Source organism: Oribacterium sp. Sow4_G1_1 (genome assembly GCF_052116105.1).
In the GTDB taxonomy this organism is placed as follows: Bacteria; Bacillota; Clostridia; order Lachnospirales; family Lachnospiraceae; genus Oribacterium.
In genome coordinates this window covers 233442-247677 of record NZ_JBQKLS010000003.1, presented here as the reverse complement: position 1 = coordinate 247677, position 14236 = coordinate 233442, and the positions used below count along the sequence as shown (strand labels likewise).

The 14236-nt window shown below is 58.1% G+C and carries 10 protein-coding genes; all 10 read left to right on the top strand.

The genetic code is table 11. From position 1 onward, the window contains the following. Positions 1-81 precede the first annotated feature (81 nt). The 10 genes from feoB (at position 82) to ACTQ52_RS03730 (ending at position 13577) form a co-directional block, all read left to right on the top strand. Positions 82-2289 carry a ferrous iron transport protein B gene (gene feoB, locus ACTQ52_RS03775; RefSeq protein ID WP_441981844.1) on the top strand — a complete coding sequence of 736 codons (2208 nt, stop codon included), beginning with the start codon at positions 82-84 and terminating at the stop codon, positions 2287-2289. Between the two features lie 142 nt (positions 2290-2431). Next, a complete protein-coding gene (locus ACTQ52_RS03770; protein ID WP_410043365.1) occupies positions 2432-2653 on the top strand; it encodes a FeoB-associated Cys-rich membrane protein in 222 nt (73 codons plus the stop codon). 212 nt (positions 2654-2865) lie between these two features. After that, positions 2866-3945 (top strand): lactonase family protein, encoded by a 1080-nt coding sequence (locus ACTQ52_RS03765; RefSeq protein ID WP_441981843.1) that lies wholly within the window; start codon positions 2866-2868, stop codon positions 3943-3945. A 23-nt stretch (positions 3946-3968) separates the two neighbouring features. After that, positions 3969-5183 (top strand): chorismate synthase, encoded by a 1215-nt coding sequence (aroC, locus tag ACTQ52_RS03760; RefSeq protein WP_410043363.1) that lies wholly within the window; start codon positions 3969-3971, stop codon positions 5181-5183. A gap of 132 nt (positions 5184-5315) precedes the next feature. Beyond that, on the top strand, positions 5316-5699 hold the full coding sequence (locus ACTQ52_RS03755; RefSeq protein WP_410043362.1) for a VOC family protein: 384 nt from the start codon (positions 5316-5318) through the stop codon (positions 5697-5699). 155 nt (positions 5700-5854) lie between these two features. Beyond that, on the top strand, positions 5855-7291 hold the full coding sequence (gene proS, locus ACTQ52_RS03750; protein ID WP_410043361.1) for a proline--tRNA ligase: 1437 nt from the start codon (positions 5855-5857) through the stop codon (positions 7289-7291). An 88-nt stretch (positions 7292-7379) separates the two neighbouring features. Continuing rightward, positions 7380-8897 carry a CCA tRNA nucleotidyltransferase gene (locus tag ACTQ52_RS03745; RefSeq protein ID WP_441981842.1) on the top strand — a complete coding sequence of 506 codons (1518 nt, stop codon included), beginning with the start codon at positions 7380-7382 and terminating at the stop codon, positions 8895-8897. 180 nt (positions 8898-9077) lie between these two features. Continuing rightward, positions 9078-10760, top strand: a complete 1683-nt coding sequence (locus ACTQ52_RS03740) for a phospho-sugar mutase (RefSeq protein WP_410043359.1) — start codon at positions 9078-9080, stop codon at positions 10758-10760. A 215-nt stretch (positions 10761-10975) separates the two neighbouring features. Further along, complete coding sequence (locus ACTQ52_RS03735; protein WP_441981841.1) at positions 10976-12316, top strand: acyltransferase family protein; 1341 nt, start codon at positions 10976-10978, stop codon at positions 12314-12316. Between the two features lie 28 nt (positions 12317-12344). After that, positions 12345-13577: a putative ABC transporter permease gene (locus ACTQ52_RS03730; protein WP_441981840.1), complete on the top strand. Its 1233-nt coding sequence runs from the start codon at positions 12345-12347 to the stop codon at positions 13575-13577. Positions 13578-14236 lie beyond the last annotated feature (659 nt).

Below are 14236 nucleotides of genomic sequence, written 5' to 3'. Positions count from 1 at the left end.
CCTGAGCGGGCGGTGCCCGGATGGAAGCATTGGCCACGGAGGACGTGGCGGAGAATGAAAATCTTAGAGGGGGAAAATCAAATGGCAATCACGATTGCACTCGCAGGTAATCCGAACTGCGGAAAGACGACGCTGTTTAATCAGCTGACCGGATCCAACCAGTACGTTGGTAACTGGCCGGGCGTTACAGTAGAGAAGAAGGAAGGTAAGCTGAAGGGCCACGCAGATGTGACCATCGCCGATCTTCCGGGTATTTATTCACTTTCTCCATACACACTGGAGGAGGTTGTCGCGCGAAACTACCTCATCAACACGAAGCCGGATGCGATCCTGAACATCGTGGATGGTACGAACCTCGAGCGTAACCTCTACCTCACCACACAGCTGAAGGAGCTCGGGATTCCGGTGGTGATGGCCGTGAACATGATGGATGTCGTAGAGAAGAACGGCGACCAGATCCGCCTCGACCAGATCGAGAAGTACCTCGGCTGTAAGGCAGTGAAGATCTCCGCGCTGAACGGCACGGGCATCAAGGAGGCGACCGAGCTCGCGATTCATGAGGCACAGACCGGTTCCACCGAGATCGTACACAGCTTCTCTGAAGAAGTCATGGATGCCATCCTCCAGATCGAGGAGAAGATCGCTGCGTACGTCCCGGAGGGCGAGAAGCGCTTCTTCGCGGTCAAGCTCTTCGAGCGTGATGATAAGATCCGCCACGAGATGATCGGTGCCGGCCAGAACGTCGACGTCGAGTCCATCATCGCTGCGGTCGAGAAGGCAGAGGATGACGACGCTGAGTCCATCATCACCAACGAGCGTTACAGCTACATCCAGAACATGATCGCCGCTGCGTACACGAAGAAGCATGTCGGTAAGCTGTCCACCTCCGACCGGATCGACAGCATCGTCACGAACCGCTTCCTGGCGCTCCCGATCTTCGCAGCCGTGATGTGGCTCGTATACTACATCTCCATCTCGACGATCGGTGCGATCGGTACCGACTGGGTCAATGATGTCCTGTTTGGCTCAGACCCGTGGTCTTTCTTCGGCCTCTGCGAGCTGCCGTCGATCCCGGGCCTTTTCGAAGGCATCCTCAGTGCACTCGGCACCGGTGAGGTATTGACAAGTCTCGTCCTCGACGGTATCGTCGCAGGTATCGGCGCGGTGCTCGGCTTCCTGCCGCAGATGCTCGTCCTGTTCTTCTTCCTCGCCTTCCTCGAGGGCTGTGGATACATGGCGCGTATCGCCTTCATCCTGGATCGAATCTTCCGTCGTTTCGGTCTCTCCGGCAAGTCCTTCATCCCGATGCTGATCGGCTCCGGCTGCGGCGTTCCGGGTGTCATGGCATCGAGAACGATCGAGAACGAGCGTGACCGTCGTATGACGATCATGACCACGACCTTCATCCCGTGCTCCGCGAAGCTCCCGGTCATCGCCCTCCTCGCAGGTGCGGTATTCGGCGGTGCTTCCTGGGTCGCACCATCCACGTACTTCCTCGGCATCGCAGCCATCATCTTCTCCGGTATCGTACTGAAGAAGACGAAGTGGTTTGCAGGTGACCCGGCTCCGTTCGTCATGGAGCTCCCGGCGTACCACCTGCCGAGACCGATCGACATCCTGAAGTCCATGTATGAGCGTGGCTCCTCCTTCGTAAAGAAGGCCGGCTCGATCATCCTTCTGTCCACCATCGCGGTATGGTTCACCTCCTCCTTCGGTATGCAGGACGGCCAGTTCGGTATGGTCGACATGGACAACTCCATCCTCGCAGCTATCGGTAACGCGATTGCCTGGATCTTCACACCGCTCGGCTGGGCAGACTGGAAGTCCGCTGTGGCTGCCGTGACCGGCCTTGTCGCCAAGGAGAACGTCGTCGGTACCTTCGGTATCCTCTTCCATTATGAAGGAGCAGAGGAGCTCGCCGAGGCAGGTGACCAGATCTGGAACCTCGTACAGGCCAACTACTCCGGTGTCGCTGCCGGCTACAGCTTCCTCGCCTTCAACCTGCTCTGCGCACCTTGCTTCGCAGCGATCGGCGCGATCCGTCGTGAGATGAACAACGCGAAGTGGACATGGAGAGCGATCGGCTGGGAGTGCGGTCTCGCGTATTGCGTCGGTACGGTCATCTACCAGATCGTCGGCCTCTTCACCGGTGAAGCACACTTCGGTATCTTCACCATCATCGCCATCGCCCTCGTCGTCCTCGGCATCTGGGCCCTGGTTCGCCCGTACCACGAAGCGACGGAGCTCTCCGACAAGTTCGACTCCGTAGCCGCCGCGGCACAGAAGTAATTTCAGAAGTATTTCAGGTCAATGTCTCCGGGCACCACGCAGATGGTGCAGCTGGAGGCATTGCCCACCGAAGGATCCGACAGATGCTTCCCGGACGATGATGATCACGGGATCGAAGCATCATTCTCAGAAAGGAGGAACTATGGGAGATCTCATCGTGGGAGGACTGATCGCACTTATGGTGATCCTCATCCTCCGAAGTCTTCATAAGGCCGTCGCGAAAAGCGGCGCCTGCGCGTTCTGCAGCTACGCGAAAAACGGCTGCGACCACGTCGGCCATCACGAGCTCGACCTCGAGCGCGCCGAAAGCCGGCTGAACGCCACCCAGAAAGCGATTCTCGCGAAACATCGCAGACAGAATTAACTGAAAGGGGCCAGTGTGATGACGAATCCTCGAGATGATCGTCATTACGCTGGCTTCTTTGCTGTTCCCGCGTTTTAACACATTATAGCCGCGAAGTGCCCAGGAAATTTCCCCTGGACACATCGTTATCATTGTAACAGGGCCGTAAACTGTGATAAAATAGATACAATTTTATGAATGTACGCCCGGAAGGACGTCGGGAGAGGCAGAAAATGAGTAAAGAGAAGTACATGGCATATATCGGTTCCTACAGCTACACGGGCAATGCAAAGGGCATCACCGTCTGTGATGTCAATGTAGAGAAAGGAACCTTCACGAAGCGGACCGAGATCGAGGTGAACAACTCCTCCTACCTCGTCGCATCGAGAGATCAGAAGACACTGTATTCCATCGCGGATGAGGGCGTGGTTTCCTTCCGTATCCTCGAGAACGGTGCACTGCAGAAGCTGAACACCCAGAACATCCGTGGCATGCGTGGCTGCCACCTCGCGATCGACCAGTTCGATCAGTACCTGATGGTCTCCGGCTACCACGATGGCAAGGCGACCCTGCTCGCACTGAATCCGGACGGTTCCGTCGGTCCGATCGTTGATGGCGTCTTCGATAAGGGCATCGGCTCCGTCGCAGAGCGGACCTTCCGTCCACACGTATCCTGCGCACGCATGACGGATGATCAGAAGTATATCCTCGTCGCAGACCTCGGGATCGACCAGGTACGCATATTCCGCTTTGATAAGCTGGACGGACGGATGCGTCAGATCGACACGCTCCGCTGTGAGCTGAAGTCCGCACCGCGTCACTTCCGCTTCTCGCCGGATCGTAAGTTCCTCTACCTCATGTATGAGGTGAAGAATGTCGTCGATGTTTACCGTTTCACCGAGGGTAAGAGGCCGAACGACATCAACCTCGAGAAGATCCAGACCATCTCGACCCACAACGACCCGTCGAACAGCCCGCTGATCGCGGCATGTCAGATGCGCTTCTCACCGGATAAGGATGCGAAGCATCTGTTTGTGTCCAATGCTGGCATCGATACGATCACGATGTATGAGCGTGATGTCGAGACCGGCCTTCTGACCATGAAGAGCTCACTCCCGGTATCCGGTGTCTATCCGAAGGATTTCTGTATCTTCCCGGATGAGAAGCACATCGCGGCCGCGAACAACGAGTCCGGCACGATCACCTTCTTCTCGATGGATTATGATACGGGTATGCTCGTGATGAGCGCCCGCGATATCCCGGTGGATGAGCCGAACTGCATCTGCATGGTGAAGCTGCCATCCGGTAAATAAAAACGCGTTTCAGGGGGACATCCATGGCAGGCAATACATTTGGGAAACTTTTTCGCATCACTACCTTCGGTGAGTCACACGGACCGGCACTCGGCGTCATCATCGATGGCTGTCCGGCTGGCCTCGCACTGTCCGTCGAGGACATCCAGCCGTATATGGACCGGCGGAAGCCGGGCCAGAATCTGAAGGCTACCCAGCGGAAGGAGGACGACCAGATCGAGATCCTCTCCGGTGTTTTCGAGGGAAAGACGACCGGTACGCCGATCGCGATGATGGTTCGAAACAGTGATCAGCACAGTAAGGACTACTCGGATATCGCCCACGTGTTCCGTCCGGGCCACGCCGATTACGGCTTCTATGAGAAGTACGGCTTCCGCGACTACCGTGGTGGCGGTCGCTCCAGCGGTCGCGAGACCCTCGCGCGTGTTGCTGGTGGTGCCGTCGCAGCGAAGGTGCTGTCGGATCTCGGCATCACGGTGGACGCCGAGGTGACGGAGCTTGCCGGTATCGACGTGACGACTCCGGCTGGCCAGGAGGCGGCCGACCAGCGCATCCTCGAGCTCCGCGAGGAGAAGGACAGCGCCGGTGGCGTGGTGACCTGCTTCGTCAACAACATGCCGACCGGCATCGGTGAGCCGGTCTTCGATAAGCTCGACGCTCGCCTCGCTCAGGCCGTGATGTCGATCGGTGCGGTCAAGGCCGTGGAGATCGGCGACGGGACGAAGGCAGCCCGCGCCCTCGGCTCCGAGAACAACGATGGCTTTGAGGCCGTCGCGGTGCCGATCGCCCCGATGGAGGTCGATGATGACGACGAGGACTACGAGCACCAGCCGAGCCTCGAGGATGTGAACCGCGCCCGTGCGCTCCATGACGAGACGCCACTCACGGAAGAAGAGTTCGAGGAGATGCTCGCAAGTGGTGAGCTCGACGGCATGGAGGAGGTCTTCCGTGTGAAGACGAACCACGCCGGCGGCATCCTCGGCGGTATGTCCGACGGCGCTGAGATCGTCCTCCGTGCCTACTTCAAACCGACGCCGTCCATCGCCCGCCCGCAGGAAACCGCGAACGAAGAGGGCGACAACATCACGATCGAAATCAAGGGCCGTCATGACCCGACCGTCGTCGAGCGGGCCTGTGTCGTCGTGGAGTGTATGGTGGCCATCACCGTACTCGATGCGCTTCTCGAGAATATGGGTGCGCAGATGGAGTTCCTGCACGAAATCTATCCGCTTGATTAAGCGGGAGAGAAAGAGTATTTTATTAGTAAAGTAAAGCGCTTTACTGTCGCGCGGGCGGGTGCCTCCGCGGAGGACGACTGCATTGGCCGGGACAGTGGCGGAAACGATGACGAGACAACAGGAGGTATGAACATGGCAGATCAGATGTCAAAGGAGTATGATGCAGTGAAGGAGCTCGGTCTCTGCGTACTGCATGTAGGTATCAATGCAAACGGCGAGGAGGATGCACTCAGAATCGCAGACGAGTTCCAGACCCTCATGGGCTTCATCCCGAGAGTCGGCAACAGCTCCATCTTCGCTTCGGACCTCATCGAGATCATGAAGAAGGACGGCCCGGGCGAGAAGGGCCACATCGCGATCGGCTGCCATGACGTAGACGCCGCGGTCGCTTTCTTCGAGAAGCGCGGCATGGGCGTGAAGCCGGAGACCGCAAAGAAGAACCCGGACGGCAGCCTCATGTTTATCTATCTCGATAAGCAGATTGCAGGCTTCGCGATTCACCTGAAGCAGTACTGATTTATACGAATCTTATGCGCCGGAGGATAATCCTCCGGCTTTTCTCTTGTAAATCCTTTTTCACATGCTAAAATAGATGCGCATATAAACCTGCGACGGCAAGGCACGAAGGATGTGCGACGGTGCCGACGCATTCAAAAAGAAAGGCTATGATTATGGCAGACAAGAAACTTGTCGAGCAGATCACTCCTATGGGGGAGGATTTCGCTCAGTGGTACACAGACGTTGTTAAGAAGGCAGAGCTCACGGACTATTCATCCGTCAAGGGGTTCATGGTCATCCGTCCGGCTGGCTATGCGATCTGGGAGAACATCATGCATGAGCTGGATCAGCGCTTCAAGGCGAGCGGCGTAGAGAACGTAGCGATGCCGATGCTGATTCCGGAGTCCCTCCTTCAGAAGGAGAAGGACCACGTCGAGGGCTTCGCACCAGAGGTTGCCTGGGTAACCGAGGGTGGACAGAAGAAGCTCGAGGAGCGTCTCTGTGTACGCCCGACCTCCGAGACACTGTTCTGTGATTACTTCTCAAAGGTTGTAAAGTCCTATCGTGATCTCCCGCAGATCCTCAACCAGTGGGTATCGGTCGTTCGTTGGGAGAAGACCACCCGTCCGTTCCTGAGAACCCGTGAGTTCCTGTGGCAGGAGGGACATACCGTGCATGCAACCGCGGAGCAGGCTGAGGAGAGAACGAAGCTTATGCTCGAGATCTATGCGGACATCTCGGAGAACGTGCTTGCGATCCCGGTCGTCAAGGGACAGAAGACCGAGAAGGAGAAGTTTGCCGGTGCCGTAGCTACTTATACCATCGAGGCTCTCATGCATGATGGTCAGGCACTTCAGTGTGCGACCTCCCACAACTTCGGTGCGGATTTCGCGAAGGCCTTCAATGTACAGTTCCTTGATAAGGACAACCAGCTGAAGCCGGTATACGAGACCTCCTGGGGTATGACCACCCGTATGATCGGTGCGCTCATCATGGTACATGGTGATGATTCCGGTCTCAAGCTGCCACCGAGAATCGCGCCGACGCAGATCTGCATCGTTCCGATCCAGCAGAAGAAGGAAGGCGTGCTTGAGAAGGCATACGAGCTGAGAGATCAGCTTCGGAAGTCCGGCTTCCGCGTAAAGGTAGACGATGGTGACAAGTCACCGGGCTTCAAGTTCGCGGACTGTGAGGTACGTGGTATTCCGCTTCGTATCGAGGTCGGTCCGAAGGATATCGAGGCCGGTCATGCCGTACTGGTACGTCGTGATACCCGTGAGAAGATCCAGGTTTCCTTCGACGAACTCGCGGAGGAGACCGGAAAGCTGCTCGAGCAGATCCAGCAGGATATGTACGACCGCGCGAAGACCTTCCTCGAGGAGCATACCTCCAGTGCGACCAACATGGACGAGCTCGTCGATATCGTAAACACCAAGCGTGGCTTCGTGAAGGCCATGTGGTGCGGCTGCCGCGAGTGCGAGGATAAGCTGAAGGAGATGTCCGGCATCACCTCGAGATGTATCCCGTTCGAGCAGGAGACCATCAGCGATACCTGTGTTGTTTGCGGAAAGCCGGCGACGAAGATGGTATACTGGGGACGTGCATACTGATCTGATTTGAATATCGGGTGCCGTAGAGCTGTCGCGACTGCGACAGCTCTTTTGCGCTATGCAGGCATTCCATGTTAAAATAAGTATAATGAAAAAAATCAAATTACCTTCAAATGTAGAATATATCATCCATCAGCTGGAGCGTGCGGGCTACGAGGCCTACGCGGTCGGTGGCTGTGTGCGCGACAGTCTCCTCGGGCGGGTTCCGGGCGACTGGGACATCACGACGAGTGCGCGTCCGGAGCAGGTGAAGGCGGTGTTCCGACGCACCATCGACACCGGGATCCAGCATGGCACCGTGACGGTGCTGATGCCGGCGGAGCAGGCGGATTCTTCTGTGGCTGGTGAGGCGTCTGGCATCCAGGGAGATGCGCGCAGGGCAGCATCGCAGGGAGTTCATACCGGCACAGCGCATGCCGGTCGTTCAGCGGAGCACCCGGGAGCGAGGTCCATGCCGGTCTGGGAGGGCTACGAGGTCACGACCTATCGGATCGATGGTGCCTACCTCGATGGGCGTCATCCGAGCGCGGTGCAGTTCACGCCGTCGCTCCATGAGGATCTCGCGCGCCGTGACTTCACGATCAACGCGATGGCGGTCAATGACCGGAGCGGCATCGTGGATGACTTCGGTGGTCTCGAGGACCTCGGTCGTCGTGTCGTCCGCGCCGTCGGCGAGCCGGAGCAGCGCTTCCAGGAGGATGCCCTTCGCATGCTCCGCGCCCTCCGTTTCTCGGCCCAGCTCGGCTTCGACATCGATCCGGCGACCTGGGAGGCCGTACGGAAGCTCGCGCCGAACCTCGAGCACGTCTCGAAGGAGCGTATCGCCGTCGAACTCACGAAGCTCCTGATGTCCGACCATCCAGAGCACATCGCGCTGGTCTCGACGAGCGGCCTCTCCGAGTACATCAGTGAGCACTTCGCCGACGCCTTCCACGACGCGATCGACGTGCCGGATGACTATCCGGTCTATCCGTGGATGCCGTCTGACCTTCCGGCCGAGCGCTACCTCCGCTGGGGCGTTTTCCTGCGCGGTGTGCCGGACCGTGCGCGCGGCATCCTCCGGGAGCTGAAGATGGACAATGATACCATCGCGAAGGCAGGCACCGTCGCGCAGCTTTTCCAGGAACCGCTGCCGGACTCACGCTACAAGATCCGGAAGAAGCTGTCGGAAGTCGGCTACGAGACCTACGAAAACTATCTGCGGGCCGTCACCTGCCTGCTCCTCGCGGCACGTGATGCCGAGTGGATGCGGCCGTACCTCGACGCCGCCTGCCCGAAGCAGGAGACCGTGATCATGCCATGCTGTCAGACCGCGACGAAGCCAGACAGCGCCTGCAGCGCACCGGAGAAGCACGAAGACCCTACGGCGGAGCTCCTCGACTGCATCCGACGGGTACAGTTTGAGGTGGCGGCCATCCGCGTCGCGGGCGACTGCATTGAACTGAAAAACCTCGAGATCAGCGGACAGGACCTTATGGCGATCGGCATCCCGCGTGGGCCGGAAATCGGGCGGATCCTGCACGCACTCTTCGACCAGGTGCTTCAGGACCCGTCGCAGAACCACCGCGCGCGACTGACGGAGCTCGCACGTGGCATGATGCAGTGAAGAGAAGAGGACACGAAGAGTCGGCCAGATGAGGACCCGGAGGGGCTCTACCTCCCGGCTGGACTGTTACTAAAAATTCAGTGAAACTGCCGTGAACATGCCCCGACGCCTTGAAGCGGATGTGCAAAATTGATATATTTATAATAGCTGAATTTTTCAGAAAGAGAGGGCAATCTATCTATGTATCAGGATGAATATAAGCGTTGGCTTCATGCCGAGCTTCAGGATGTTGACTTAAAAACCGAGCTTCAGAATATCGAAGGCGATGATGACGCGATCAAGGAGCGTTTCGCCGTTGCACTGAAGTTTGGAACCGCTGGCCTCCGCGGCACACTCGGCGCAGGAACCAACCGGATGAATATCTGGGTCGTTCGTCAGGCGACACAGGGTGTGGCAGACTGGGTGAAGACCCAGGGCGGAACACAGACCGTTGCGATCAGCTACGATTCCCGTCTGAAGGGCTGGAATTTCGCACGTGACGCAGCCGGTGTGCTGGCAGCGAACGGCATCCACGTGCGCATCTACGATGAGCTCATGCCGGTACCGGCCCTTTCCTTCGCCACCCGTTACTATCACTGCAACGCCGGCATCATGGTGACCGCTTCCCACAACCCGGCGAAGTACAACGGCTATAAGGCCTACGGTCCGGACGGATGTCAGATGACCGATGAGGCTGCGGACATCGTTTACCAGCAGATCCAGAAGACCGACGTGCTCACCGGCGCGAAGTACATGAGCTTCGCCGAGGGCGTCAATAAGGGTCTCATCCAGTTCGTCGAGGACGACTGCAAGAACGCACTCTACGAGGCGATCGAGGCACGTCAGATCCGCCCGGGTATCGCGGCGACCTCCGGCCTCAAGCTCGTGTACTCACCACTGAACGGTACCGGCCTCGTTCCGGTCACCCGTGTACTGAACGACATCGGTATCCACGACATCACGATCGTGCCGGAGCAGGAGTACCCGAACGGCTACTTCACCACCTGCTCCTATCCGAACCCGGAGATCCTCGACGCACTGAAGAAGGGCCTCGAGCTCGCTGAGAAGACCGGCGCGGACCTGATGCTCGCGACCGACCCGGATGCAGACCGTGTCGGCATCGCCATGAAGTGCCCGGACGGTTCCTATGAGCTCGTCACCGGTAACGAGATGGGCGTACTGCTCCTCGATTACATCTGCGCAGGCCGCACCGAGCAGGGCACCATGCCGGCGAAGCCAGTCGCTGTGAAGTCGATCGTTTCCACACCGCTGGCCAATGCTGTCGCCGAGCACTATGGCGTCGAGCTTCGGGAGACCCTCACCGGTTTCAAGTGGATCGGTGACCAGATCGCACAGCTCGAGGCAGCCGGGGAAGTGGATCGCTTCATCTTCGGCTTCGAGGAGTCCTACGGCTACCTTGCCGGCCCGTATGTACGTGATAAGGACGCCGTGATCGGCTCCATGCTCATCTGCGAGATGGCTGCGTACTATCGCTCCATCGGATCCTCCATCAAGCAGCGCCTCGAGGAGATCTACAAGGAGTATGGACGCTACCTCAACAAGGTCGATTCCTTCGAGTTCCCGGGCCTCAGCGGTATGGATAAGATGGCCGGCATCATGAACGAGCTCCGCACGAATCCGCCGAAGGATTTCGCCGGTAAGAAGGTCGTGAAGGTCATGGATTACACGAAGCCGGAGGAGACCGGACTTCCAGCAGCGAACGTCCTGATCTACTCCCTCGATGACGGCTCTACCGTCGTGGTTCGCCCGTCCGGCACGGAGCCGAAGATCAAGGCCTACTACACCACCCTCGGAAAGGACCTCGCAGAGGCTGAAGCCGAGAAGGAGAAGCTGGCAGCCGCACTTGAGCCGCTGTTTAAATAAGCGATGATCAAAGATGAAGTATGAAGCATCGTAGGTGCCCGTTACGACAGGACGCACGAGCGGTGCAGATATGAATCAAGCCACGGTGGAGGGCTGCCATCAGAGAGAGGCGGCCTGCCACCGTGTTTTTTATTTGGACCGGCCCGGCGATGGATACGTTTGCGGTCGCTAGAAGTGCAACCCGGGCCTGGTTCTCAGATTTAGTGAGGTGTTTTGTGAAGGAACGAAATCTGAAGCTCGACAACGCAAAGGGCATCCTGATCACCCTGGTGGTGATCGGCCACATGCTGCTCCCGATCCAGGGCACGACCCGCGGCGTCACAAATTTCTTCTATATGATCTACGCCTTTCACATGCCCGCCTTCGTCTTCATCTCCGGCCTCCTCGCGCAGCGCATCTACATCCGCGTGCCGAAGCAGGCGCATGCTCCAGCCGAAAACTGTGCACAGCGCCACCCGCATCACGCGACCAATGTTTCTGCCACTCAGCAGGTGACTACCGTGGGTCACTTCAACGGACATCGCTGGTGCTCGACCCTCTGGCTGTACCTCCTGTTTCAGTTCATCCTGTTCTTCTCGGAGATTCCCGCCTACGGCCGCACGACCCGCTTCCCGGACTTCCTTCATACCTCCGGTGCACCCTGGTACCTCCTCGCCCTGCTCCTCTGGTATCTGATGATCCCTTTCTTCGCCGGGTGCCGAGGAAAAGTGCTTCCGCTCCGGCCTGCATGTTCGAATCGTCGCCACCAGCCGAGTGAGAGGCGGGCGCAGTCGGACGAGGGTCTGCAGGCGGGCAGGGCACAGCGCGGCATCCCGTGCAGTCTGATCGCCTGGATCCTCCTCACAGGCCTGTCCCTCGCCGGCGGCTACCTCGCGAGCGGTGCCCTCGCCGGTATCGGCGACTTCCTCGCCCTCGACCGCGTCATCGCCTTCGCCCCGTTCTTCTTCGCCGGCTACTTCATCGGCCCGGAACGACTGATGAAGTTTCTCGGAGGACAGCAGGAGAGTGTAGCGGCACCGAAACGCGCGACCTCCCGACGCCGGTCTACGGAAGGGACTTCAAAGCGTGCCGATCGAGGCATTGTCCTCGTGCTGACGGCGCTCGGTCTCCTCTGCTTCGTGCTGATCGGCACGCAGACCTTCGACCGCCTGCTCCCGTACCGAAACGTCGTCTACGGTGCCTGGTACTACCGCTTCCATCCGGAGCAGAACCCAGCCGCCTTTCCGGGCGCGCTCAGCTCGCAGCTCTGGCTGATCCGCCTCGCCTGGTTCCTCGTATCCGGCCTCATGAGCTTCACGCTCCTCGCCCTGATGCCGAACCGGCAGATCCCGCTCCTCACCACCATCGGGCAGCGCACCCTGCAGATCTACATCCTGCACCGCCCGATCCGTGACCTCCTCCTCGCAAGCGGCTTCATCACCGCCGCCGGCCCGGAAAACAGCCTGCACGTCCTTCTGCTCATCACCTTGTCGCTCCTCATGACCCTCGTGCTTTCCGCTGGCATCCTCCAGCGCCTCTTCGACGCCATCCAGAAGCTTCCGGACCGGCTACTCTGAGTCTTCATAGAAAGGAATTTCAAGAAAAATGTGGGTTTTCGTTAATGGTTTAAAGGTCTTTCAGAATTACACTCTGCTGCAGTGGGCGTGGTTTTTCATGTTCTACTGCATCTTCGGCTGGTGCTTCGAGTCGACCTACTGCTCGTTGAAGTCGATGCGCCTCATGAACCGCGGCTTCTGTCACGGCCCGTGGCTTCCGATCTACGGCGCCGGCGGCACGCTTTTCCTCATCTTCGCCTGGCCCTACCGCGCGAACCTCATCGCGACCTTCCTGATGGGCATGCTGGTCGGCACCGGCCTCGAGCTCATCACCGGGCCGCTCATGTACCACATCTTCCACATGAAATGGTGGGATTACAGCCAGAATCCGCTGAACTTCCGCGGCTACATCTGCCTCGGGGCGTCCCTCGGCTGGGGCGCGATGGCGCTCTTTTTCGTGCATTTCCTGCATCCGCGTGTGGCGGAGCTCACCGTGGACTGGACCCCGATCGGTTATATCGTCGTCGTCACCATGCTCTACACGCTCTTCGTCGAAGACGTGATTTTCTCTGTACTCGGTGCCCTCGATATCCGGAAGCGTCTCGAGACCCTCGCCGCAAATTCGGAGGAGATTCAGCAGCTGAAGCTGAGTATCTCGGAAGCTCGCGAGCATCTCGAGGAGCTGCAGGAGGCGGCGCGTGCCAATGCCTCTGAAGTGAAGATCGTCGCGGAGTCGGAGGGACGTCTGGCGGCCGCGAAGCTCGCGACCGAGGAGGCTGCCCGCGCTCTGCAGGCTGCCCGTGAGACGGGCACCCTCGCGGCGCGCAGCCTCGCCGAAAGCGGCGTTCAGGCGGCGCGTGCCGCTGTGGACAGCGGCATGCAGACCGCGCGCAGCGCGGCGCAAAGCGTCGCCGACACCGGCGCGCAGGCCGTGCGCACGGTTGCGGAAACCGGCCGCAGCGCCGGTGAGCTCGGCAAGTCCGCCGTCCAGCGCAGCCTCGAGCTGCGCCGTCGCCTCGCCGAGGAACGCCGTCGTCGCCTCGAAGAGCGCCTCGCCATCCTGGAGGATGGCGGTGATGCCCGCAGCGGCCGCATGAACTGGTGGGTCGGCAACACCCTTCGAAACAACCCGACCATGACCCATCACCCACGCCACAGCGCAGACTTCGAATTCTACGCGCGTCTCCGCGCCTCCTCACAGCGCCACCGCGAGAGCTTCGAAAAGATGGAAGCCCGCATCGACGCCGAAAAAGCGAAGGACCGCGCCGCTGAAGAGATATGACATCCTGTCTGACAGCCCAAACCCGCCGATACTTCGGCGGGTTTTTCATATAAATCATGAGAAATATCAAATATTTGATAATTTTGAAAAAAGTGGATAATTATGACTAATTTCACCGAACTTGCGCAGATACTCAGACTATCTACTATTTTCATATTTGATATATATTGGATAAATTTGGACGGAATCATACATACGCTTATTTGCGTACGATCTAAGATCGGCTTGATTCATAAAAAGTAGATATGGATTTTGAAGATATCTTACCTTCATCGATCTCTTCGTATCCAATAATCCTTCTATTTAAAAATCTTGGATAGTTGTCACGCATCAGCTCTTATGAAACTAGCATTTTGATATCCATTATTTTTGAAATACTAAAATAATGGATAGTTTCTTCTGCAAGAATCGATTTTCACCCGCAAAACATATCCATTATTTATAAAAAGAGCTAAAAGTGGATAGTGCTCATTCATTTCCGTCGCTACTGTTCTTCATGCGTCCATTTCCGGTCTATTCGGAACGACACCCGCACTTCTTTTTTTCGGCTATCGAAAATATTCCCAAATACTACTTCAAGCGCGCGAAGCGTTGGGGTACAATGAGAAGAAATGAAAAGCAACGTCTGTACCGGGGGCTGACCCCTGCGTACCCCCGGG

What these genes read in the sequence shown, in the direction of transcription:
- feoB (WP_441981844.1), top strand. Translation starts at nt 82, where the DNA reads ATGGCAATCACGATTGCACTCGCAGGTAATCCGAACTGCGGAAAGACG.
- ACTQ52_RS03770 (WP_410043365.1), top strand. Translation starts at nt 2,432, where the DNA reads ATGGGAGATCTCATCGTGGGAGGACTGATCGCACTTATGGTGATCCTC.
- ACTQ52_RS03765 (WP_441981843.1), top strand. Translation starts at nt 2,866, where the DNA reads ATGAGTAAAGAGAAGTACATGGCATATATCGGTTCCTACAGCTACACG.
- aroC (WP_410043363.1), top strand. Translation starts at nt 3,969, where the DNA reads ATGGCAGGCAATACATTTGGGAAACTTTTTCGCATCACTACCTTCGGT.
- ACTQ52_RS03755 (WP_410043362.1), top strand. Translation starts at nt 5,316, where the DNA reads ATGGCAGATCAGATGTCAAAGGAGTATGATGCAGTGAAGGAGCTCGGT.
- proS (WP_410043361.1), top strand. Translation starts at nt 5,855, where the DNA reads ATGGCAGACAAGAAACTTGTCGAGCAGATCACTCCTATGGGGGAGGAT.
- ACTQ52_RS03745 (WP_441981842.1), top strand. Translation starts at nt 7,380, where the DNA reads ATGAAAAAAATCAAATTACCTTCAAATGTAGAATATATCATCCATCAG.
- ACTQ52_RS03740 (WP_410043359.1), top strand. Translation starts at nt 9,078, where the DNA reads ATGTATCAGGATGAATATAAGCGTTGGCTTCATGCCGAGCTTCAGGAT.
- ACTQ52_RS03730 (WP_441981840.1), top strand. Translation starts at nt 12,345, where the DNA reads ATGTGGGTTTTCGTTAATGGTTTAAAGGTCTTTCAGAATTACACTCTG.